Origin of the sequence: Streptomyces broussonetiae, assembly GCF_009796285.1 — a bacterium.
In the GTDB taxonomy this organism is placed as follows: Bacteria; Actinomycetota; Actinomycetes; order Streptomycetales; family Streptomycetaceae; genus Streptomyces; species Streptomyces broussonetiae.
Genome location: NZ_CP047020.1, coordinates 4,661,762 through 4,683,263 on the forward strand (window position 1 = coordinate 4,661,762; position 21,502 = coordinate 4,683,263).

The following is a 21,502-nucleotide window of genomic DNA, read 5'->3' on the forward strand; positions in this document are numbered from 1 at the left end:
TAACCGGTACGACAGGGGGCCCGTGACGGACGTACCGGCTTGGGGGTAGGCAGGCGATGGATCGGCGGCAGCAGCACAGACGCGCGGGCGGGACGGTCGTCGCGGTGGGCATCCTGATCGGCCTCGGAGCGGGTGCCACGGGCTGTTCGGACAGCCGGGCCGCCGCCGACGACGTCAAGGGCGCGGGCGATCCGGTCGCGCTGCTCCGGCGGGCGGCCGACACGCTGAGCGGCGCGGTCAGCTCCAAGGCCACCACCTCCATGGAGATGGCCACCGGCGGCACCCGGGTCACCATCCGCGGCAAGGGGGTCTACGACTACCGGCACCGGCTCGGCCGGCTCACGGTCGTCCTGCCCGAGGACCCCGCGGGCACCGTCGAGCACCAGCCCATCACCGAACTCCTCGCCCCGGGCGCCCTGTTCATGAAGAACCGGGGCGCCGGCGTGCCCGCCGACAAGTGGGTGCGGGTGGACACGGCCGGGGTGTCCGACGGCAATCTGGTCACCGGTGGCGCGACCGACCCGTTCGCGGCGGCCGAGGTGCTGCGCGGCACGCGCACGGCGTCCTACGTCGGCCGGACCGAGGTCGCCGGGACCGCCGTACGGCACTACCGGGGCACAGCGGACCTGGCCGCCGCCGCCCTGCATGCCTCCGCCGCGAACCGGGCGGCCCTGGCCGCGGCGGCGAAAGGGTTCGCCACGGCCGAAGTGCCGTTCGACGCGTACCTGGACGACCAGGGCCGCATCCGCAAGCTCAGGCAGCGCTTCAGCTTCGTCAACGGCCTGCAGAAGACTCCCGTGGCAGTCGCCTCGACCACGCTGCTGTACGACTTCGGTGTCGCCGCCGGCATCCGGCTGCCGCGCCCGCAGGACATCTACGCGGGCCGGATCGCCGAGGACGCGGGCGCAGGCACCGGCGAAAACAAGCCATCGCACTAGCCTTGCACTAGTCCGGTGCGCCACCTGTGAACTAGCCCGTCCGTGCCATGCGCGGTGTGTAGAGCGCTGCCTACTCTAGGAAGTCGGTGACGGCAGAGAAGAGGTGAGACAGGTGGCTCCGGTCGGCGGCACAGCGGTTCAGGACCACGTGGCCCTCGCCGAGATCGAGCTGTGCGGAGAGCTGATCATCGCGGCCTCGGCCGCCGAGGACCGGCTCAGCCTGGAGAGCATCGACGAGGTGCTGCGGGTCTCCGAGGAGCGGGAAGCCTAGGAACACGGGGACACCGGGGCGGCGGGCAGCGGCGGTTCAGGTGCGCAGCAGCCTGCCGATCGCCTTCGTCGCCTCGTCCACCTTCGCGTCGATCTCGTCACCGCCCTTGAGGGCCGCGTCGGCGACACAGTGCCGCAGGTGCTCCTCCAGCAGCTGGAGCGCGAAGGACTGCAGCGCCTTGGTGGAGGCGGAGACCTGGGTGAGTATGTCGATGCAGTACGTGTCCTCGTCGACCATCCGCTGCAGCCCGCGGATCTGCCCCTCGATCCGGCGCAGCCGCTTGAGGTGCTCGTCCTTCTGCTTGTGATAGCCGTGCGTGGCGGCGGGAGCGTCGTGACCCGCGCCCTCCGCAGGGGCCGTGGCGCCGGCCTCGGTCGTCGTCATAGCGGCCTCCCTGTCGGGCGATGGATCGGGCGATGGATCACCGGGCGGTGGATCAAGCAATGGTCACAATTGCGCTTGCATACCCCTAGTGGGTATATGGTAACGAATTTTGCTGGGTATGGGGCCCTTGGTACGCCCCCGTGCTGATCACTGTGCCTGATGGGCGACACTGGGATGCGGCCCATTAGCCGTGGCCGGATGATGCGCCTAGCATCAGCCTGACCGAAACCGAAGCACCCCGAGGACCCCACGTGCGCTTTCGTCTGACCCCCAGGGAGACGAGCTTTTACGACATGTTCGCCGCATCCGCGGACAACATCGTCACCGGCTCGAAACTCCTGATGGAACTGCTCGGGGCGGACGCACCTGCCCGAGCCGAGATCGCAGAGCGTATGCGGGCCGCGGAACACGCGGGTGACGATGCCACGCATGCGATCTTCCACCAGCTGAACTCCTCGTTCATCACGCCGTTCGACCGCGAGGACATCTACTCTCTCGCCGGATCCCTCGACGACATCATGGACTTCATGGAGGAGGCCGTCGACCTGGTCGTCCTCTACAACATCGAGGAACTGCCCAAGGGCGTCGAGCAGCAGATCGAGGTGCTGGCCCGGGCGGCCGAGCTGACGGCCGAGGCGATGCCGCACCTGCGCACCCTGGAGAACCTCACCGAGTACTGGATCGAGGTCAACCGCCTGGAGAACCAGGCGGACCAGATCCACCGCAAGCTGCTGGCCCACCTCTTCAACGGCAAGTACGACGCGATCGAGGTGCTCAAGCTCAAGCAGATCGTGGACGTCCTGGAAGAGGCGGCGGACGCGTTCGAGCACGTGGCGAACACGGTGGAGACCATCGCCGTCAAGGAGTCCTGAGGCGTCGATGGACACCTTCGCCCTCATCGTGACCATCCTGGTCGCGCTCTTCTTCACGTACACGAACGGCTTCCACGACTCGGCGAACGCGATCGCCACCTCGGTGTCGACCCGTGCGCTCACCCCGCGCGCGGCCCTGGCCATGGCCGCGGTGATGAACCTGGCGGGAGCCTTCCTGGGCTCCGGTGTCGCCAAGACGGTCTCCGAAGGCCTCATCGAAACGCCCGCCGGCTCGACCGGGATGGGCATCCTCTTCGCGGCCCTGCTCGGCGCGATCGCCTGGAACCTGGTCACCTGGTACTTCGGCCTCCCCTCGTCCTCCTCCCACGCCCTGTTCGGCGGCCTGGTGGGGGCGGCGCTGGCCGGCGGTACGGCGGTGCACTGGAACGGCGTCATCGACAAGATCATCGTGCCGATGTTCCTGTCCCCGGTGGTCGGCCTGGTCGTCGGCTACCTGGTGATGCTGGCGATCATGTGGATCTTCCGCCGGGCCAACCCGCACAAGGCCAAGCGCGGCTTCCGCATAGCGCAGACGGTCTCGGCGGCGGGCATGGCCCTCGGCCACGGCCTCCAGGACGCCCAGAAGACCATGGGTGTGGTCGTGATGGCCCTGGTGATCTCCGGCCACGAGACGTTCGGCGATCCGATCCCGGTGTGGGTGAAGATCGTCTCGGCGGTGATGCTGTCGCTGGGCACCTACGCCGGCGGCTGGCGCATCATGCGCACCCTGGGCCGCAAGATCATCGAGCTGGACCCGCCGCAGGGCTTCGCCGCGGAGGCCACCGGCGCGTCGATCATGTTCGGCACCGCGTTCCTCTTCAAGGCACCGATCTCCACGACCCATGTCATCACCTCGGCGATCATGGGCGTGGGCGCGACCAAGCGCGTCAACGCCGTCCGCTGGGGCGTCGCCAAGAACATCGTCCTGGGCTGGTTCATCACGATGCCGGCGGCCGGCCTGGTCGCGGCGCTGGCCTACGGAGTGCTGAGGCTGACGGTGCTCTGACCGGCCGTCTCGCCTCCCGCCCACCACCCCTTCGCGCGCCCCTTCCGCCCCACGCCCCTTCGCCCACCGCCCACCCGTCTCGCCCGGCCGAGAAGCCGGACAGGAGGGTGGGCGTTCCACTGCCCGGAACCGTCTGCCCGGCCGCCCGAGCTACCACCCAATCGACAGGCCTTCCGGCCGACCGGGTCGGGTGCGTGGGGAGAGGGGGAGAGAGGGACCAGGGGTGAAGCACCGGCGGGGCCGGGATCAAGGCCCCAGCCGGAGCAGGGCCGGAGCCAAGGCCGAGGCCGGAGCCGCAGGACCGGAGCCGCAGGACCGAGGCCGAGGCGGAGGCCGGAGCCAGGGCGAGGGCCCGAGCCAGAGCCACAGCACCGAAGCCGAAGCCAGAGCCAAGGCCAGATCCGGAACACGGCCAAAGCCCATACCGGGCCCAGAGCCAAGGCCGGAGCCCCGGCGAGGACCGGAGCCAGAGCCACAGCACCGAGCCCGAAGCCACAGAAAGGGCCAGATCCGGAACACGGCCAAAGCCCATACCGGCCCCAGAGCCAAGGCCAGAGCCCGAGCACGACCGGAGCCAAGGCCAGGGCCGAACGCAGTGGGCCCGCCCCCGGGAGCCAGGGGCGGGCCCTTTGCGTCCTCGCGGTGGCACCGCCATGCAGCACCGCGAGGGGTTCCGGTAGGCGCCTCGGCTCAGCCGAAGCGACCCGAGATGTAGTCCTCCGTCGCCTGGACGGACGGGTTGGAGAAGATCCGCTCGGTGTCGTCGATCTCGATCAGGCGGCCCGGCTGGCCGACGGCAGCCAGGTTGAAGAACGCCGTACGGTCCGAGACACGCGCCGCCTGCTGCATGTTGTGCGTCACGATGACGATCGTGAAGCGCTCCTTCAGCTCACCGATCAGGTCCTCGATGGCGAGGGTGGAGATCGGGTCCAGGGCGGAGCAGGGCTCGTCCATCAGGAGGACCTTGGGCTCCACCGCGATGGCACGGGCGATGCACAGACGCTGCTGCTGGCCACCCGACAGACCGGAGCCCGGCTTGCTCAGGCGGTCCTTGACCTCGTTCCAGAGGTTCGCGCCCCTGAGCGACTTCTCGACGATGTCGTTCAGCTCGCTCTTGCGGTAGCTGCCGTTCAGGCGCAGACCCGCCGCCACGTTGTCGTAGATCGACATCGTGGGGAAGGGGTTCGGGCGCTGGAACACCATGCCCACCTCGCGCCGCACCGACACCGGGTCGACGCCGGCGCCGTACAGGTCCTCGTCGTCCAGCAGTACCTTGCCTTCCACGCGGCCACCCGGGGTGACCTCGTGCATCCGGTTCAGCGTGCGCAGGAACGTCGACTTGCCGCAACCGGAGGGCCCGATGAACGCCGTCACCGAACGCGGCTCGACGGTCATCGAGATGTCCTCGATCGCCTTGTGGGAGCCGTAGTAGGCGGTCAGTCCGCTTACGTCGATTCGCTTGGCCATGTCCACTTCACTTCCGATAAGTCTTTGATCAGTCGCCGAGAGTGGCCGCGACTCAGCGACCGGTCTTCGGGGCCTTCCAGCGGGCGATACCGCGGGCCACCAGGTTGAGGATCATCACGAAGGCGATCAGCGTCAGCGAAGCCGCCCAGGCGCGGTCGTACGCCGCGGTCGAGCCCGAGCTGTTCGCGTACTGCTGGTAGATGTACAGCGGCAGGGCCTGCTGCGCACCCGAGAACGGGTTGTTGTTGATGAAGGAGTTACCCCACACCAGCAGCAGGATCGGCGCCGTCTCGCCCGCGATACGGGCGATCGCCAGCATGATGCCCGTGGTGATGCCGCCGATCGAGGTCGGCAGGACCACCTTGAGGATGGTGCGCCACTTGGGCACGCCGAGCGCCAGGGACGCCTCGCGCAACTCGTTCGGTACGAGCTTGAGCATCTCCTCCGTGGAGCGGACCACGACCGGCATCATCAGGATGGCCAGGGCCAGCGAGCCCGCGAAGCCGAAGGGCTGCATGTTGCCCATCAGCATCAGGCTGAGGATGAACAGACCCGCGACGATCGACGGGATACCGGTCATCACGTCCACGAAGAAGGTGACCGCCCGGGCAAGGCCGCCCCGCCCGTACTCCACCAGGTACACGGCCGTGAGGACACCGATCGGGGCGCCGATCACAGTGGCGAGACCGACCTGCTCCAGGCTGCCGATGATGGCGTGGTAGATACCGCCGCCCGGCTCGGAGTCGGCGACGATGCCCATCGAGTGGGTGAGGAAGAAGGGATCCAGGACCTTCACACCGCGCTTGACGGTGGTCCAGATCAGCGAGACCAGCGGGATGAGCGCGAGCAGGAAGGCGACCCAGACGAGGGCGGTGACGACCCGGTCCTTGGCCTGACGGCGGCCCTCCACGCGGGCCGCGACGCCGTAGGTGCCGAGGATGAACAGGATCGCGGCGATCAGACCCCACTCGACCTTGCTGCTCAGTCCGGCGCCCAGGCCGATGCCCACCGCGACGACGATGGAGCCGGCCGCGATCGCCCAGGGCGACCACTTGGGCAGGCTGGCGCTGCGCAGCGTGCTCGGACGCTTGTCGGTGACGGCTGCGGTGCTCATGCGTTGGCCCCCGAGTACTCCTTGCGGCGGGCGATGATCGCACGGGCCGCGCCGTTGACCAGCAGGGTGATGACGAACAGGACGAGACCGGAGGCGATGAGCGCGTCACGGCCGTCCTGCGTCGCCTCGCCGAACTTGCTGGCGATGTTCTGGGCGAAGGTGCCGCCGCCCGGGTTGAGCAGGCTGGCGTGGAGCGTGAAGTCCGGGGAGAGCACGGTGGCGACGGCCATCGTCTCGCCGAGGGCGCGGCCGAGGCCGAGCATGGAGGCGGAGATCACACCGGAGCGGCCGAAGGGCAGCACGGCCATCCGGATCACCTCCCAGCGCGTGGCGCCGAGGGCGAGCGCGGCTTCCTCGTGCATCTGCGGCACCTGGCGGAAGACCTCACGGCTCACGTTGGTGATGATCGGCAGGATCATGATCGCGAGCAGGATGCCCACGGTGAGCATCGAGCGGGGCGCGCCACCGTCCCAGGAGAAGATGCCGGTCCAGCCGAAGTAGTCGTTCAGCCAGCCGAAGAGGCCGTTCAGGTGCGGCACGAGCACCAGGGCGCCCCACAGGCCGTAGACGATGGACGGCACGGCGGCGAGCAGGTCGATCACGTACCCGACGGGACCGCTCAGCCTGCGCGGGGCGTAGTGCGTGAGGAACAGCGCGATGGCGACCGCGACCGGCACGGCCAGGACCATGGCGACGAGCGAGGAGACCACCGTGCCGAAGGCCAGGACGGCGATGCCGAAGGACGGCGGGATGAGGTTGGTGTTCCACTCGAAGGTGGTCAGGAAGTTCGTGTGGTCCTTGCTGATCGCGAGGCATGCGCGATAGGTGAGGAAGACCGCGATCGCGGCCATGATCACCAGCAGCAGGACGCCCGAGCCGCGGGACAGGCCCAGGAAGATGCGGTCACCGGGGCGGGTGGTGCCACGGCCGTTCCGCTTCTGCCCGGCCTCGGCCGGCTGGGGGGCGGGGGGAGATGCGTCAGTTGTCTTGGTCGATATGTCCATCGGGTTCTCCGGTCTGCGGAGCCGCTCCCCTCCCGGGGTCTGCGACTCGTGGCGGCGGTGCACCGGACGGTGCGGCCCGGCCCGCGGTAGGACCGCGGGAACCGGACCGCACTCTCGGATCAGATCAGCTCAGGCCCGCAATGGTGCTGCGGACCTTGCCGATGATCTCGTCGGGCATCGGCGCGTAGCTGATGCCGCTGAGGATCTTCTGGCCGTCCTCGGACGCGATGTAGTTGAGGAAGGACTTGACGGTGGGCAGGGTGTCGGCCTTGTTGCCCTTGTCGCAGGCGATCTCGTACGTCACCAGGGTGATCGGGTAGGCGCCGTCGACCTTGGTGTTGTAGTCGAGCTTCAGCGACAGGTCCTTGCCGGTGCCGACGACCTTCGCGGCGGCGATGGCCTTGGTGGCGCTGTCGGTGCTCGGGGCGACCGGCTGGGCGGCACCCGTGGCGATGCTGGCGGCCTTGACGCCGTCACCGACGTAGGACAGCTCGAAGTAGCCGATGGCGCCGTTGGTCTGCTTGACCTGCTGGGCCACACCGGAGGACTGGGCGGCGGACTGACCGCCGGAGGCCTGCCAGGTCTTGCCGCCCGAGTACTTCCAGTTGTCGGGAGTGGAGGCCTTCAGGTACTTGGTGAAGTTGTCCGTGGTGCCGGAGTCGTCCGAGCGGTGGAAGGCCTGGATCTTCAGGTCGGGGAGCTTCACGCCCTTGTTCAGGGCGGCGATCGCCGGGTCGTTCCAGTTCTTGATCTTGCCGTCGAAGATCTTGGCAAGGGTCGGGGCGTCCAGGACCAGGTTGTCCACGCCGTTCAGGTTGTAACCGATGGCGATGGCGCCGCCGACCATCGGGAGGTCGATGCCCTGGCCGCCGGCGCAGACCTTCTTGGAGGCGGTGACTTCCGCGGGCTTGAGCGCGGAGTCCGAACCGGCCCACGGGATCTGGCCCTGGGTGAACGCGGTCACACCGGCGCCGGAGCCGCCGGCCTTGTAGTTGATCTGCACGCCACAGGCCTGCGAGAAGTTCTTGACCCAGGCGTCGATCGCGTTCTTCTGCGCGGAAGAGCCGTCCGACAGCAGCTGCCCCTTGGCGCCGTCGCACTTGATGGAGGAGGCGTTGGTCGCCGAGGACGGATTGCCCGACGACTTGGAACCGCCACCGTTGTCGTCGGAGCCGCACGCCGTCAGGGCCAGGGCGCCGGAGACGGCGATCGCACCGAGGGAGACGGCGCGCAGCCGGTTCTTGCGCTGAAGCTTCACTTTCGGGAGTTCCTTCCAGGAGCCGCCGCGGTCGGCGGCGTGCGAAGTCAGTCGTCAGTGCGTGAGCGCTTCATGGCCGCACTCTGCACCGGGTACGGCCGAAATTAGGCAGAACAGGTGAAGCCGCCGATGGCCGGAAGTGAACGAGAGGTGAACCCCTGCCGTCGGCCCGGTTAGGTCACGGAATGCTTACGCGGAGAGCACGCGTAGGTTCCGACGGTTGGGTTACGTCCACACGTCTTCGGCGTTCGTTTCCCTGTGTGCGAACTGTTACGAACTTTCGTGCCCAGGGTGTCGTCTCACCCCGGGAAGGGCCAAGGAGGCCCGGGGGAACTGGGGAAAGGCGACAGCAGACGATGGGCATGGAACGGCGTACGTTCATCGCGGGCGGCGCGGCCGCACTGACCGCGACCGCACTGACCGGGTGCAGCTCGGGCTCAGGCAGGTCCAGCACTTCGGCCGCCACGGGCTCATCGTCCCTCACCTCCCTGAAAACCACCAGCCAGAGCGCCGCGGCGAACTGGGCGGCCCTCGCCCGTGACCTGGACGGCACCCTGATCCGGCCCGGCGACGCGGCCTGGAAGACGGCGCACCAGCTGTACAACACCCGCTTCGACGGCCTCAGGCCCGCCGCGGTCGCCTATGCGGCGCACCCCGACGACATACGCACCACCCTCTCCTACGCCCAGGCGCACGGCCTGAAGGTCTCCATACGCAACGGCGGCCACTCCTACGCCGGCTACTCCTCCGGCGACAACCGCCTCATCCTCGACGTCTCCCGGCTGAACAGCATCCGGGTCAGCGGCGGGCAGGCGGTCGTCGGCGCCGGCTCCAAGCTGATCGACGTCTACCGGGGGCTGGCCGCGAAGGGCGTGACCATACCCGCGGGCTCCTGCCCCACCGTCGGCGTCTCCGGCCTGGTGCTCGGCGGCGGCCACGGCGTCGCCTCCCGCGCCTACGGCCTGACCTGCGACAACCTCACCCAGGCAACGGTGATCACGGCCGACGGCACCCAGGTGACGGCGAACGCGTCGTCCCACTCCGACCTCTTCTGGGCGCTGCGCGGCGCGGGCAACGGCAACTTCGGCGTCGTCACCGAACTGCACTTCAGGACCCACCCGGCGCCGCAGGCGGTCACCGCCTACATGACGTGGCCGTGGGCGAAGGCGGCCGCGGTGCTCAAGGCCTGGCAGGAGTGGGGGCCGAGCCAGCCGGACGAGATCTGGTCGTCCCTGCACCTCGAATGCTCCCCGGGCCGCACCCCCACCGTCTCGGTGTCCTGCTTCTCGCTCGGCACCTACGGCGAGCTGCAGAACGCCGTGGACCGCCTCGCCCACGCGGCCGGCACGAACGCCACCTCCGTGACCCTGCACCGCCGGGGCTACGAGGAGGCGATGGAGGTCTACGCCGGCTGCTCCTCCTTCTCCGGCCAGGCCCAATGCCACCTGCCGGGCTCCACCCCCGGCCGCTCCCCGCAGGGTGTGCTCGACCGGGACACGTACGCGGCCTGCTCCGACTTCTTCGACCGCTCGCTGTCGGCGGCCGGCATCCAGACGGTGCTGCGCCAGATCGCGGCGGTGCGCGGCGGCGGGGGCAGCGTCGCCTTCACCGCCCTCGGCGGCGCGGTCAACCGCGTCAGCCCCACGGCGACGGCCTTCGTCCACCGCCGCTCGCGCATGCTGGCCCAGTACTTCACGTCCTGGGGCGCCGGGGCCTCCGGCACCACGGCGCAGTCCTGGCTGGCCTCGGCCCACACCGCGATGCGGCCGTACGCCTCCGGCGCCGCCTACCAGAACTACACCGACCCCACCCTGAAGAACTGGCGCACCGCGTACTACGGCGACGCGTCGACCCGCCTGGGCAAGGTGAAGAAGCAGTACGACCCGCAGCGTTTCTTCTCCTACGCCCAGGGCCTGTAGCCCACACCCGCCCGTGCCTCTCCCGGAAACGGGCCGATCGACCTGGGGAGGGGCAGGGGAGGGGCAGGTGGAGCCGGGAGGAGGGAGGGCGGAGGAACGCGAGAGGGAAGAGGGCGGAGGACGGGCGGCGTGGCCGCTGAGCCGCAAGGCCGCTGAGCCGCAGGGCCGCTAGGCCGCCAGATCCCGCTCCTCGTTCTCCAGGCACGTACGCGCGCTCGGCAGCAGCGTCCCGTCCGTGCCGTCCTCCGCCACCGGCCGACGCCGTACCAGCCGGCCCGCCCGCGGCGAGCGCTCGACCGCCCGCATCAGCGGCGTGAGCAGCGCCATGGCCGCCGGGGACAGCAGCAGGGCGACCGCCGTACCGAGGGCGAAGCCGCCGACGACGTCCGTCGGGTAGTGCACGCCCATGTAGACCCGGCAGAAGCCTTCCAGCAGAGCGAGGCAGATCCCCGCGATACCGAAGCGGCGGTTGGCGACGAACAGCCCCACCCCGAGGGCCATGGTGAGCGTGGCATGGTCGCTGACGAAGGAGAAGTCGGTCTTGCCGGAGACGAGGACGTCGAGCCCCTGGTGCTCGACGAACGGCCGGGGCCGTGCCACGAAACCCCGGATGGGGATGTTGACGAGTACGGCGACACCGGCGGCCAGCGGCGCCCACACCAGCGCGGCGACGGAGGACGCGGCGTCCTCACCGCCCCGGCGCCGTACGGACCACCAGCACCACAGCACGAGCAGGACCATGGCGAGCAACAGGCCGTACTCACCGACGAACTCCATGATCCGGTCGAACCAGTGCGGAGCGTCCTTGGCCAGGCCGTTGATGTCGTAGAGCAGGCCGACGTCGGGGTTCGATCCGGATTCGGCGAGTACAGCCATGGTGCTGTGGCCCCTTCGTCGTCTACCGGACGCACCTCATGTGCGCCGCTCCTACCCCCGTGGTGCGTAGACCCGCTTCCGCTCGGCTACGTCAACAGGAACGCACAGCCCTCATCAATACGTTCCACTCTCCACTGAAAGATCACCCAGACGTTATCGAAGAGAGACTCATCATCGCAGCTCAGGGGGTGGGTTCACGCTCGGTTCACACCGCTGTGGGGAGCGCTTTTGCGCCATCCGCGGTGACGCGTGTGGCGCCGAAATAGTCGGGCAGGTCGATGGGATCGAACCGGATCACGGCACCGGTGCGCGGAGCATCGATCATGTACCCGCCGCCGACGTAGATCCCCACGTGATGAATGGCCCGCGAATCGCTGAGGTCGGTGGAGAAGAACACGAGGTCACCCGGGAGCAGCTGATCGCGCGACGGATGGGGACCGGCGTTGTACTGGTCGTTGGCCACCCGCGGCAGCGTGATCCCGACCTTCTGGTACGCGGCCTGCGTCAGCCCCGAACAGTCGAACCGCCCACCCTGCTCGACCGACCCCTCCCCACCCCACAGATACGGCGTACCGAGCTTGCTCTGCGCGAAGTCGATGGCGCCGGCGGCTTGTTGGGTGGGGTCGATCCGGCTGACGGGCGCGGCGAAGCTCTGCGACAGGCTGCGGATGCGCTTGACGTAGTCCTGCGTCTCGCTGATGGACGGCACCCCTCCGGCCTTTATCACCCGGTACGCACCGGCGTTGTAGGCGGCGAGCATGTTGTCGGAGACGTCGCCCGGCACGCCCTTCACGTCCTTGGCCAGCTGGCAGTCGTACGAAGCGGCCGACGGAATCGCGTCGTTGGGATCCCAGACGTCCCGTTTGCCGTCCCCGTTGGCGTCGATGCCGTAGATGGCCCACGTACTGGGGATGAACTGCGCGATGCCCTGCGCGTCGGCCGGGCTGACGATGGTCGGGTTCCAGCCACTCTCCTGGTACAGCTGTGCGGCAAGCAGTGCCGGGGTGAGCTGCGGACAGAGGTTGCCCCACTTCTGCACGAGCCCCTGGTACGCGGCCGGCACGGCCCCCTTGGCCAGCGCCCGGCCGCCCGAGGTCACCCCGCCGAGGAGGTTCCCGGCGACGACGTACACCCCGACGACGAGCAGCATGACGAAGCCCATGCCGAGCCCGACGGCCGCCCCACCGATCACCCATACCTTCCGCACGGTTCAACTTTCCCCCATGCCCGCACGGTTCAAGGCGCTTTTTGCGTGATGTGGCGTCATTTCACAGTGAAGCCCTGACACATGATGCTGCTGTAGTCGTCGGACGTGCGGATGTGGTGCCACTGCACCGTCCAGTCACCGGGATCGTTGGCGAGCGGGATGGCGGGCCAGGACTTCTTCCCGTCCGGCGACCAGGAACGGAAGTCGTCCGGGTAGACGAGGTCCTTCCAGGCGGACTGGTCGCCGCCGTAGAGGTCGATGGGCGTGCTGGTGTAGCCCAGCGTCACGTTCGCCGAGAGCGCTCCTGCAGCGGGCTTCCCGGTGCCCGGGTCGATACTGTGCGGCGGCTTCACACTGACCGTCACGTAGTACGGGGCGTGGGTCCCGGAAGCCCCGGCGGTCACGGAGTAGCCCTTGTTCCAGAGCCCGATCCGCACCTTGTGGTCGAAGACCGGGTGGTCCCCGCCCTTGCTGGGGTCGTCGGGGTCGGACTCGGAGATCTCGAAGCCTTCGGGCGCCCGCTCCGCGGCAGGCAGCAGGCACTCTCCCGTCGAGGACTTCCAGGACTGCCGGTCGATGTTGTCACCCGCGTAGGCGGGCGCGCCGCCCGTGCCGGTGGCGGTTCTGGAGGCCGTCGCCCGCGGGCTGGACGCCCTGCCCGGCGCGCTCGCGGAAGACCCGTCCCGCGCGGTGTCCTCGCCGTCGCTGCCCTTCTGGGTGAGCACCACCGCGGTGGCCGCCCCGACGCCCACCACGAGCCCCAGCGCCACGGCCACCGTCAACCGCCTGCCCGGGCGCCGGCTCGGCGGAGCCGGCCGGGCCGTCTGGGTGGGCGTGTACGAGTAGCCCCGACCGCCGTACACGGGTCCCATCGTCGGCAGGTCGTGCGGCCCTGCCGGCTGCTGTACCGGCGGCGGGGCCGGCGGCCCGGCAGGCTGTACGAACGGTGCCGGCGGAGTCTGCGGGACAGGCTTCGCCAAGGCGGCGAGCCCGGCGTAGGACGGGTCCTCCACGAGCGCGGAGCGCACCTCGCAGCGTGCGATCACCTCCGCTAGCCCCGGCCGGGCGGCGGGGTGCTTGGCCGCGCATGCCTCGATCAGGGCGGCCAGTTCCGGTTCCACGCCCGCCACGTCGAGGGGCTCGTGGACGGCGCGGTAGCTGACGCCGTTGGGGTCGCCCGAGCCGAAGGGCGCCCGACCGGTCGCCGCGTGGGCGAGAGTGGCACCGAGGGCGAACACGTCCGCCGGCGGACCGACCTGGTTGCGCATCAGCACCTCGGGCGCGGTGAATCCGGGCGTGCCGGGCGCGAACCCGGCGTCGGTGAGGGCGGTCCGGTCCGCTGCGCGGGCGATTCCGAAGTCGATGAGCTGGGGGCCCTGGGCGGAGAGGATGATGTTCTGCGGCTTCAGATCCCTATGTGTCACGCCGTGTTCGTGGACCGCCGCCAGCCCCTCCGCCAGGGCCGCGAACAAGCCCCGGCAGGTCTGCGGGGGCAGGGGGCCGCGGTCGGTGACGGCCTGGGCGAGGGTGGGTCCGGTGACGTATTCCGTGGCCAGCCAGTAGGGCGCCGCGTCCAACGACGCGTCGATCAGGTTCGCCGTGTAGGCGCTGCGCACCGCCCGCGCCGTCTCCACCTCGCGCCGGAAACGGGCCAGGGCCTCGGGGTGGCCGGTGATCTCGTCCCGGATCACCTTGATGGCGACCAGCCGGCCACCGGGCGAGCGCCCGAGGTACACCTGCCCCATCCCGCCCGCCCCGAGCCGGGCGAGAAGCGTGTGCGTGCCTATCCGCGACGGGTCCTGCGGCCTGAGTGCGTCCACGGACACACCCTGCCATGAAGATCACCTGCCGGACGGCCGTCCGGGGGTTTCACCCCCGGCTCGCCGCGTCCCTGTACAGCTCCGACGCCTCGCCGCCCAGCACCACGCTGTACGACACGTCGTCGGTCAGGCCGCCCTGTTCGTGGCCGCCCAGGACGCCGACGACCTGGTTGTCGCCGTTGATCCAGGGGCTGCCGCTGGTGCCCGCCGTGAACGCGGGGCAGGCGATGCGCTGCTGGGTGCGGCTGTGCGAGGTCGGCTTGTTGGTGCAGCTGATCGGCACCTCGCGGTGGTCGGGATAGCCGACGACCGTCACGGCGGTGGCCCCGGTGGCCGTACCTGCCGTGAAGCGGTTGCCGCCCACCACGTTCTCGATCCGCCGGCCGCCCAGTTCGTCGACGGTGGCGAAGGCCAGGTCGCTGTCCTCGTCCTGGTCCTTGGCCCACCCGTCGGGCAGGTACCGCTTGCTCACCTTCCACACCCCGTACGGCGCCTTCCCGTCCCGGTAGCCCGGCGCGAAGAGCAGGTTGTCGGCGCCGCCCACGCAGTGCGCCGCGGTGACGATGAGGTTGCCCTGCGGACTGTGCACGACCGAAGCCGTACAGAAATGGCCGCCCTTGAGGCTCGCGGCCCGGTCCGCGCCGAAGAGCGCGCCGATCCGCGCCGTGTGCCGGTTCGCGCCGGCATCGGCGGTCACCCCGAGGGGCCCCGGCCCGTCATCGGCGGCCGCTACGGACGCCGAGGTCAGGGCGAGCATCACCACCGCGCCGAGCAACGCGGGTCGCGAGGTGAGCGTGATGCGTGAGGTGCGCTTCATCACCCCCCACTCTGTCCCACGAACGTGAGAAAGGCGCTGCGACTTCACTGAGAATTTCCTGTGAAACCTCCAGTTGGGCGCTGTGCCACCCCATCACCCGCGGAAGTCACGGGCGTACCGCCCTGCCTTGTCGCGGATGTCCCGGACTTCCGCGAATTCAGAGGCTTGAGGGGCTTCAGGAACTTTCGGCGCGCCTTCGGAGGAGGAGAGGAGAGGAGAGGAGAGGGAAGCGGAGGGGACAGCCGTGGCGGCGATCGCGGCACCTCGCACCCGCCCTGCCCCGCGGGCAGCACCGCACCGAGCCACCGCCGAAGTCACCGGAGCCGCCCGGAGCCGCCGGACGACGCCAACGCGCTTTCCACTGCGGGGAGGCGGCAACACGGACTCCGTGTGCCCAGCATCAACACCCGTAACCCTGCCGTGCCCTGCCCTGGCGTGCTCTGCCCTGCCGTGCCACCGATCCGCCCGGCCCACCGCCGCACAGGCATCCCCAGCCGGGCCGAGGGCCACGGCCGGCGGTCGCCCGTGCGTCCCGGCTTCGTAGTCACGGTACCGGGCGGCCGTCCATCCCGCCTCCGCAGCGCCGCCTTTCGGGCATCGGCCAGGAGTGATGACGGTGCGTAAACAGGGCAGTTCGCCGACAGCAACCGCGGCGGCCCCGAGCAGCCACCACGAGCCGGCCCGGCTCTCCTCCCGTCCCCACCGCCCCTCCCGTCGCCCCTCGGCAGGCGCCTGTGGGCGAAGGGCAGTTGAGACCCGTTCAGCTCCTGCCCCGCACGGGAACGCCGAGCCGAATTACCGCGGCCATGCCATGCCCTTCCCTCAGCAGCCGCAACGGCGGGCCCTGGCGGCACGAGCCGCCGGAACGGGGCAGTCGGCCGCCCTGGCGAGGACCGGCCCCCGGAAGGGCACCCCACGCCCGCCCCGCCGTCTTCACCCCACCGCCTTCACCCCCCACTCCACCCCCGTCAGCTCCTCCGACAGGGTCCACAGCCGCCGGGCCGCCCCCGGGTCACTCGCCGCCGCGCTGCGGCCGACCAGGGTCGGGGCGCCGCGCATCTCGCCGAGGCCGGCGGGGCCGACGTAGGCCGCCCCGGGCAGGTCCTGGCTCGCCGCGTAGAGCGTGGGCAGGGCACCGGCCCGGTCGCTCTGGGCCAGCAGTTTGTTGCCGACGGCCATGAAGGCCCTGGCCAGCGGGTTCGCATGGTGGCTCTGCAGGTTGGTGGCCGCGTAGCCGGGGTGGGCGGCGAGGGCCCGCACGGGGGATCCGGCCTCGGTGAGGCGGCGCTGGAGTTCCAGCGTGAACAGGAGGTTGGCCAGCTTGGACTGGGCGTAGGCGCGGGTCGGGGAGTAGCGGCCGCGCAGGTTCACGTCCTCGAAGTGGATCACCCCGTCGCCCCCGCGATGCAGCCCGGACGACACCGTCACCACCCGGTCCGTCACCTTCGGCAGCAGCAGGTTGGTCAGTGCGAAGTGCCCGAGATGGTTCGTGCCGAACTGCATCTCGAAGCCCTGCTTCGTCCGCTGCTCCGGCAGCATCATCACGCCCGCGTTGTTGATCAGCAGGTCCAGCGGACGGTCCCAGGCGTCCGCGAACTCCCGTACCGAGTCCAGGTCGGCCAGGTCCAGCCGGCGCACCTCCGTGCTGCCGCCCGCCTGCGCCGCCGCGGCGCCGCCCCGCGCGAGGTCCCGTACGGCGAAGACCACGTGCGCCCCGGCCCGGGCCAGCGCCTGGGCCGTCGCGAGGCCGAGGCCGCTGTTGGCTCCGGTGATCACGGCCGTACGGCCACTGAAGTCGGGGAGGTCGGTCACGTTCCACTTCGTATCAGCCATGCCTCGAATGTAGGCATCGACAACAAAGCTGTCAACGACAACATCCCGGTAGGATGGTGCGCATGCCGCGCCCGTCCTCCTCGTCCTCGAAACCCGCGCTTCGCCCCTACCACCACGGAGACCTGCGCGCCGCCCTGCTCAAGAGCGCCGAGCGCACCCTGCGCGAGAAGGGGGTCGGCGCGCTCTCGCTGCGCGAGCTGGCCCGCGACATCGGCGTGAGCCACGCGGCCCCCGGCCGGCACTTCAAGGACAAGCAGGCCCTGCTCGACGCCCTGGCGCTGGACGGATACGAACGGCTGAACCAGGCCCTGGGCGAGGCGACCGACCGCACCGCCCAGAGCTTCGAGCAGCGGATGACGGCACTGGCCCGCGCCTACCTCGGCTTCGCCGTCGACAACCCCGAGCTGCTGGAGCTGATGTTCGCGCGCAAGCACGCCCCCGAAGGCTCCGCCGGCTCCGAGGGGCTCGCCGCCGCCGTCGACCAGTCCCTCGGCTCCATCACGGCGTTGATCGCGGACGCCCAGGAGCACGGCGAGATCGTCAGGGGCGACCCCGAGCAGATCACGATGGTCGCCGCCGCGAGCCTGCACGGCCTCGCCGCCCTCATCGCCGCCTGTGCGCTCGACGCCGAGGAGGCGATGAGCGGCCTGGACGAACACGTCCGGCTGCTGCTGAACGGACTCCGGCCGCGCTGACACACCCCACCTGTCGGGCAGTTACGCGCGTAGCCGCCCTCTGTGGCAGCGCCGTGCGCCGGGTCAAGCCTCACCCAGCACAGAGCCAGCACACGGCCATTGATCAGTAAGCCCCCAACCGCCTTCGGTAACGCGGAGGTCAGAATTACGAAAGCCCCTTGTTGTCGCGTACTCAACAAGCGAGGGTCGGGCTTGGGCCGCCGCCCCCACCGGTCACCCACCGGTGGACCCCCACACCCGCAGGCCTCTGCCCACCACTTCCAGGAGGCTGTACCTTGCGTACGTCCACCCCCAACTTCCCCCACATATCCGGCAGATGGCGCCGGTTCGGCACGGCCGCCGTGGCCACCGCGGCACTCGCGCTCGGCGGTCTCGGCACCGCGGCCCACGCCAGCGCGGACACCGCCGCCCCGAGCCACAAGGTGACCGCCAAGGCGATCGCCGCCCAGGTCGCCAAGGCCCACGTGCGCTACGAGAAGGCGTGCGCCGCGACCCCCAAGAAGGGCTTCGCCGCCTGCAACGCGCTGCGCGTCACCGGCGGCACCACCGCGTTCATGGAGAAGCAGGCGGTCCTGAAGGGCAGCACGCCCAAGACCGTCTCGCCGAATGCCTCCTCCGCCTCCCCCACCGGATACGGCCCCTCCGACCTGCAGTCGGCCTACGGCCTGACCTCCGCGGCCTCCTCCAACGGCTCCGGCGAGACCGTCGCCATCGTGGACGCCTACGACGACCCGAACGCCGCGTCCGACCTCGCGACGTACCGGTCGTACTACGGCCTGCCCTCCTGCACCACGTCCAACGGCTGCTTCAAGAAGGTCAGCCAGACCGGCTCCACCACCTCGCTGCCCTCCGCCGACAGCGGCTGGGCCGGTGAGGAGTCCCTCGACCTCGACATGGTCAGCGCGGTCTGCCCGAACTGCAACATCCTGCTCGTCGAGGCCAAGTCGGCGTCCGACGCCAACCTCGGCACCGCGGTGAACGAGGCCGTCAAGCTCGGCGCCAAGTTCGTCTCCAACAGCTACGGCGGTTCGGAGTCGTCCTCCGACACCTCGTACGACACCTCGTACTACAAGCACCCGGGCGTCGCCATCACCGCGAGCGCGGGCGACAGCGGCTACGGCGCCGAGTACCCGGCCGCCTCCCAGTACGTCACCGCCGTCGGCGGCACCGCCCTGTCGGCCGACTCCAGCAGCCGCGGCTGGAGCGAGTCCGTCTGGAACACCTCCAGCACCGAGGGCACCGGTTCCGGCTGCTCCTCCTACGACGCCAAGCCCAGCTGGCAGACCGACTCCGGCTGCTCCACCCGCATGATCGCCGACGTGTCCGCCGTGGCCGACCCCGCCACCGGCGTCTCCGTCTACGACTCCTACGGCTCCGACGGCACCGGCTGGAACACCTACGGCGGCACCAGCGCCTCCTCGCCGATCATCGCCTCGGTCTACGCCCTCGCCGGCACCCCGGGCAGCGGTGACTACCCGGCCCAGTACCCGTACAACGCGGCCGGCACCTCCGCCCTCAACGACGTGACGAGCGGCAGCAACGGCACCTGCGACACCGACTACTTCTGCACCGCCGAGTCCGGCTACGACGGCCCGACCGGCTGGGGCACCCCGCAGGGCACCAGCGCCTTCAGCGCGGGCTGAGCACGCAGGAAGTCCCGGAACCACCCCGTCGGGTCACGGGGAGCCGCCAGTGAGGGGGACGTGGGGTTCCCTCGGCGGCACGGAAAGGAAGACGGGCCACGGCAGCCGGCCGTGGCCCGTCTTCCCTGTCGGCCGCCTGCGCACGCTGTGCAACTCCGGTGCAGCTCCTATGAGTTGGGTCAAGTGAACGGCATGCTTCGGTAAGGCGGACGCCAGGATTCCAGACACCCCTTGTTGTCGCGTACTCAACAAGTCATCGTCTACCGCGTATCACGTATCGCCGCACGCACCCGCACAGCCCTGTTCCCACCCCCCACCCGGAAACCAGGAGCTGCACACATGCGTACGACTCACAGACGGTGGCACCGCTTCGGCACCACCTTCGCGGCCACCGCCGCACTCGCCTTCGCCGGCTTCGGCGCCGCGGCCACCGCCGACGCCACCACCCCCTCGGCGAAGGCCACCTGGACCGCCGCCCCCTGTGCCACCCCCAAGCACAAGGGCGAACTCGGCTGCGACTCCTTCCGCGTGACCGGCGGCCTCACCGCCTTCCAGAAGCAGCAGGCGGCGAGGACCGGCCTCACCCCCAAGGCCGCCGACGCCTCCACCCCCTCCGGCTACGGCCCGAGCGACCTGCAGTCGGCCTACGGCCTCACCTCCGCCGCCGCCTCCAAGGGCTCCGGCGAGACCATCGCCATCGTGGACGCCTACGACGACCCGAACGCGGCGGCCGACCTCGCCAAGTACCGCTCGTACTACGGCCTGTCCTCCTGCACCACGTCCAACGGCTGCTTCAAGAAGGTCAGCCAGACCGGCTCCACCACCTCACTGCCCTCCGCCGACAGCGGCTGGGCCGAGGAGGAGTCCCTCGACCTCGACATGGCCTCCGCCATCTGCCCGAACTGCAACATCCTCCTCGTCGAGGCCAAGTCCGCGACGATGGCGAACCTCGGCACCGCGGTGAACGAGGCCGTGACCCTGGGCGCGAAGTACGTCTCCAACAGCTACGGCGGCTCGGAGTCCTCCTCCGACACCTCCTACGACTCCTCCTACTTCAACCACCCGGGCGTCGCCATCACCGTCTCCGCCGGCGACGGAGGCTACGGAGCCGAGTACCCGGCCGCGTCGAAGTACGTGACGGCCGTGGGCGGTACGGCCCTGTCGAAGTCCTCCTCCACCCGCGGCTGGACCGAGTCGGTCTGGAAGACCAGCAGCACGGAGGGCACCGGCTCCGGCTGCTCCTCCTACGACGCCAAGCCGACCTGGCAGACCGACACCGGCTGCGCCAAGCGCACGATCTCGGACGTGGCGGCCGTGGCCGACCCCGCGACCGGCGTCTCGGTCTACGACTCCTACGGAGTGACGGCCGGCTGGTACACCTTCGGCGGCACCAGCGCCAGCTCGCCCATCATCGCCGGTGTCTACGCCCTCGGCGGCACCCCGTCCAGCGGCAGCTACCCGGCCAAGTTCCCGTACACCGCGGCCGGCACCTCCGCGCTGAACGACGTCACCAGCGGCAACAACGGCTCCTGCTCCCCCAGCTACCTGTGCACCGCCCGGTCGGGCTACGACGGCCCGACCGGCTGGGGCACCCCTGAGGGCACGGCCGCCTTCACCGGCTGACCGCACCGCCCGCTGCGCAGGTCACAGGCCCCGACGGCACCCGCCGCCGGGGCCTTGTCCATTTTCCGCCCGGCCCCCATGAGAACATCGTGCCGGTACCTCACCCGACCGGCCGTCAGAAACCGTGCCAGGCCGTAAAGGAGGACAACGACAGAACCACACGACAGGTTCCGGTCTGACCTCGTTGCCCGGCGTGACCTGCCGTGATACACAGAGTGACCGTACGAGTCATTCGTACGAAACCCGCCAGTCAATGACGTCAAGTCGACATACGTTGGCGGCGTTGTCGGCGACAATGAGGCCTGACCTCTGCACACCGCAGGGGGCCAACGAACTACCCACCAGGGGCGGTGACTTACATGCTCTTTGCGGCCGACAAGGGAGACATCAACACCATCATCGGCGGGATCGCCCCGAACTGGGGCCCCTTCGGCAGCCTGGGCAACGAGGCGAAGGTGATGATCGAGGTGGTGATGGCGGTGGCCATCCTGCTCTGCCTCGGCATCGCGGTCTGGGGCGCGGCCAAACAGCGCATCGGCGCCACGGCCCTGCGCGACACCTTCAGCGCGGAACAGGGCAAGGGCCTCATCATCGCCGGCCTCACCGGAGTGTTCATCATCGGCTCCCTCGGCACACTGTTCACGATCGTGTACGGCATGGCGGTGTAACCCGCCCCGTCTCCCCCTCCCCCACCCCCCGTCCGTCGTGCCCACCGGCTGAGGTTGCGTCTCCCTGATGTCGAGTCACCACACCGC

Annotated in this window: 19 protein-coding genes; 9 read left to right on the plus strand and 10 right to left on the minus strand. The window is 69.9% G+C overall.

The window, feature by feature from the left end:
- Positions 1 to 56: 56 nt before the first annotated feature.
- The gene (locus GQF42_RS21610) at positions 57 to 938 is read left to right on the plus strand and encodes a hypothetical protein (protein ID WP_158922350.1); all 882 of its coding nucleotides are present in this window, start codon (positions 57 to 59) and stop codon (positions 936 to 938) included.
- A 112-nt stretch (positions 939 to 1,050) separates the two neighbouring features.
- The gene (locus tag GQF42_RS44995; RefSeq protein ID WP_199273176.1) at positions 1,051 to 1,209 is read left to right on the plus strand and encodes a hypothetical protein; all 159 of its coding nucleotides are present in this window, start codon (positions 1,051 to 1,053) and stop codon (positions 1,207 to 1,209) included.
- Between the two features lie 36 nt (positions 1,210 to 1,245).
- Here GQF42_RS44995 and GQF42_RS21615 read toward each other — a convergent pair whose 3' ends face one another.
- Positions 1,246 to 1,593: a metal-sensitive transcriptional regulator gene (locus GQF42_RS21615; RefSeq protein WP_158922360.1), complete on the minus strand. Its 348-nt coding sequence runs from the start codon at positions 1,591 to 1,593 to the stop codon at positions 1,246 to 1,248.
- A gap of 251 nt (positions 1,594 to 1,844) precedes the next feature.
- Here GQF42_RS21615 and GQF42_RS21620 point away from each other — a divergent pair, with 251 nt between their 5' ends.
- Both GQF42_RS21620 and GQF42_RS21625 read left to right on the plus strand, forming a co-directional pair.
- Positions 1,845 to 2,465, plus strand: coding sequence for a DUF47 domain-containing protein (locus tag GQF42_RS21620; RefSeq protein WP_158922362.1), 621 nt, complete (start codon positions 1,845 to 1,847; stop codon positions 2,463 to 2,465).
- A 7-nt stretch (positions 2,466 to 2,472) separates the two neighbouring features.
- Positions 2,473 to 3,471, plus strand: a complete 999-nt coding sequence (locus tag GQF42_RS21625) for an inorganic phosphate transporter (protein ID WP_158922364.1) — start codon at positions 2,473 to 2,475, stop codon at positions 3,469 to 3,471.
- A gap of 690 nt (positions 3,472 to 4,161) precedes the next feature.
- Here the strand turns inward: GQF42_RS21625 and pstB are convergent.
- From pstB to pstS, 4 genes are all read right to left on the minus strand, one after another.
- A complete protein-coding gene (gene pstB, locus GQF42_RS21630) occupies positions 4,162 to 4,938 on the minus strand; it encodes a phosphate ABC transporter ATP-binding protein PstB (RefSeq protein ID WP_158922366.1) in 777 nt (258 codons plus the stop codon).
- A gap of 52 nt (positions 4,939 to 4,990) precedes the next feature.
- Positions 4,991 to 6,052, minus strand: coding sequence for a phosphate ABC transporter permease PstA (gene pstA / locus GQF42_RS21635; RefSeq protein ID WP_158922368.1), 1,062 nt, complete (start codon positions 6,050 to 6,052; stop codon positions 4,991 to 4,993).
- Positions 6,049 to 7,056 carry a phosphate ABC transporter permease subunit PstC gene (gene pstC / locus GQF42_RS21640; protein ID WP_158922370.1) on the minus strand — a complete coding sequence of 336 codons (1,008 nt, stop codon included), beginning with the start codon at positions 7,054 to 7,056 and terminating at the stop codon, positions 6,049 to 6,051. Before pstC ends, pstA begins: the two co-directional genes overlap by 4 nt.
- A 124-nt stretch (positions 7,057 to 7,180) precedes the next feature.
- Positions 7,181 to 8,314 carry a phosphate ABC transporter substrate-binding protein PstS gene (gene pstS / locus GQF42_RS21645; RefSeq protein WP_158922372.1) on the minus strand — a complete coding sequence of 378 codons (1,134 nt, stop codon included), beginning with the start codon at positions 8,312 to 8,314 and terminating at the stop codon, positions 7,181 to 7,183.
- A 362-nt stretch (positions 8,315 to 8,676) separates the two neighbouring features.
- Here pstS and GQF42_RS21650 point away from each other — a divergent pair, with 362 nt between their 5' ends.
- Entirely contained in the window at positions 8,677 to 10,233 is a 1,557-nt protein-coding gene (locus GQF42_RS21650) for an FAD-binding oxidoreductase (RefSeq protein WP_158922374.1), read from the plus strand.
- Between the two features lie 168 nt (positions 10,234 to 10,401).
- On the opposite strand, the gene GQF42_RS21655 is transcribed toward GQF42_RS21650, so the two are convergent.
- From GQF42_RS21655 to GQF42_RS21675, 5 genes are all read right to left on the minus strand, one after another.
- Entirely contained in the window at positions 10,402 to 11,109 is a 708-nt protein-coding gene (locus tag GQF42_RS21655) for a phosphatase PAP2 family protein (RefSeq protein ID WP_158922376.1), read from the minus strand.
- A gap of 205 nt (positions 11,110 to 11,314) precedes the next feature.
- Complete coding sequence (locus tag GQF42_RS21660) at positions 11,315 to 12,271, minus strand: C40 family peptidase (protein ID WP_158930408.1); 957 nt, start codon at positions 12,269 to 12,271, stop codon at positions 11,315 to 11,317.
- Positions 12,272 to 12,372: 101 nt separating this feature from the next.
- Positions 12,373 to 14,136, minus strand: a complete 1,764-nt coding sequence (locus GQF42_RS21665) for a serine/threonine-protein kinase (protein ID WP_158922378.1) — start codon at positions 14,134 to 14,136, stop codon at positions 12,373 to 12,375.
- A 49-nt stretch (positions 14,137 to 14,185) separates the two neighbouring features.
- A complete protein-coding gene (locus GQF42_RS21670) occupies positions 14,186 to 14,953 on the minus strand; it encodes a trypsin-like peptidase domain-containing protein (RefSeq protein WP_158922380.1) in 768 nt (255 codons plus the stop codon).
- A gap of 933 nt (positions 14,954 to 15,886) precedes the next feature.
- Positions 15,887 to 16,786 (minus strand): oxidoreductase, encoded by a 900-nt coding sequence (locus tag GQF42_RS21675; RefSeq protein ID WP_158922382.1) that lies wholly within the window; start codon positions 16,784 to 16,786, stop codon positions 15,887 to 15,889.
- A 53-nt stretch (positions 16,787 to 16,839) separates the two neighbouring features.
- On the opposite strand from GQF42_RS21675, the gene GQF42_RS21680 reads away from it, so the two are divergent.
- From GQF42_RS21680 to GQF42_RS21695, 4 genes are all read left to right on the plus strand, one after another.
- A complete protein-coding gene (locus GQF42_RS21680; protein ID WP_375994273.1) occupies positions 16,840 to 17,481 on the plus strand; it encodes a TetR/AcrR family transcriptional regulator in 642 nt (213 codons plus the stop codon).
- A 275-nt stretch (positions 17,482 to 17,756) separates the two neighbouring features.
- On the plus strand, positions 17,757 to 19,124 hold the full coding sequence (locus GQF42_RS21685; protein WP_158922386.1) for a S53 family peptidase: 1,368 nt from the start codon (positions 17,757 to 17,759) through the stop codon (positions 19,122 to 19,124).
- Between the two features lie 339 nt (positions 19,125 to 19,463).
- Entirely contained in the window at positions 19,464 to 20,747 is a 1,284-nt protein-coding gene (locus GQF42_RS21690; protein ID WP_158922388.1) for a S53 family peptidase, read from the plus strand.
- Positions 20,748 to 21,106: 359 nt separating this feature from the next.
- Positions 21,107 to 21,415: a hypothetical protein gene (locus GQF42_RS21695; RefSeq protein ID WP_009189392.1), complete on the plus strand. Its 309-nt coding sequence runs from the start codon at positions 21,107 to 21,109 to the stop codon at positions 21,413 to 21,415.
- Positions 21,416 to 21,502: the final 87 nt, after the last annotated feature.

Coding starts and splice junctions, on each gene's coding strand:
- GQF42_RS21690 (WP_158922388.1), top strand. CDS start 19,464: ATGCGTACGACTCACAGACGGTGGCACCGCTTCGGCACCACCTTCGCG.
- pstC (WP_158922370.1), bottom strand. CDS start 7,056: ATGGACATATCGACCAAGACAACTGACGCATCTCCCCCCGCCCCCCAG.
- GQF42_RS21655 (WP_158922376.1), bottom strand. CDS start 11,109: ATGGCTGTACTCGCCGAATCCGGATCGAACCCCGACGTCGGCCTGCTC.
- GQF42_RS21650 (WP_158922374.1), top strand. CDS start 8,677: ATGGAACGGCGTACGTTCATCGCGGGCGGCGCGGCCGCACTGACCGCG.
- pstA (WP_158922368.1), bottom strand. CDS start 6,052: ATGAGCACCGCAGCCGTCACCGACAAGCGTCCGAGCACGCTGCGCAGC.
- GQF42_RS21695 (WP_009189392.1), top strand. CDS start 21,107: ATGCTCTTTGCGGCCGACAAGGGAGACATCAACACCATCATCGGCGGG.
- GQF42_RS21660 (WP_158930408.1), bottom strand. CDS start 12,271: ATGGGCTTCGTCATGCTGCTCGTCGTCGGGGTGTACGTCGTCGCCGGG.
- GQF42_RS21680 (WP_375994273.1), top strand. CDS start 16,840: ATGGTGCGCATGCCGCGCCCGTCCTCCTCGTCCTCGAAACCCGCGCTT.
- GQF42_RS21625 (WP_158922364.1), top strand. CDS start 2,473: ATGGACACCTTCGCCCTCATCGTGACCATCCTGGTCGCGCTCTTCTTC.
- GQF42_RS21610 (WP_158922350.1), top strand. CDS start 57: ATGGATCGGCGGCAGCAGCACAGACGCGCGGGCGGGACGGTCGTCGCG.
- GQF42_RS21615 (WP_158922360.1), bottom strand. CDS start 1,593: ATGACGACGACCGAGGCCGGCGCCACGGCCCCTGCGGAGGGCGCGGGT.
- GQF42_RS21670 (WP_158922380.1), bottom strand. CDS start 14,953: ATGAAGCGCACCTCACGCATCACGCTCACCTCGCGACCCGCGTTGCTC.
- GQF42_RS21675 (WP_158922382.1), bottom strand. CDS start 16,786: ATGGCTGATACGAAGTGGAACGTGACCGACCTCCCCGACTTCAGTGGC.
- pstB (WP_158922366.1), bottom strand. CDS start 4,938: ATGGCCAAGCGAATCGACGTAAGCGGACTGACCGCCTACTACGGCTCC.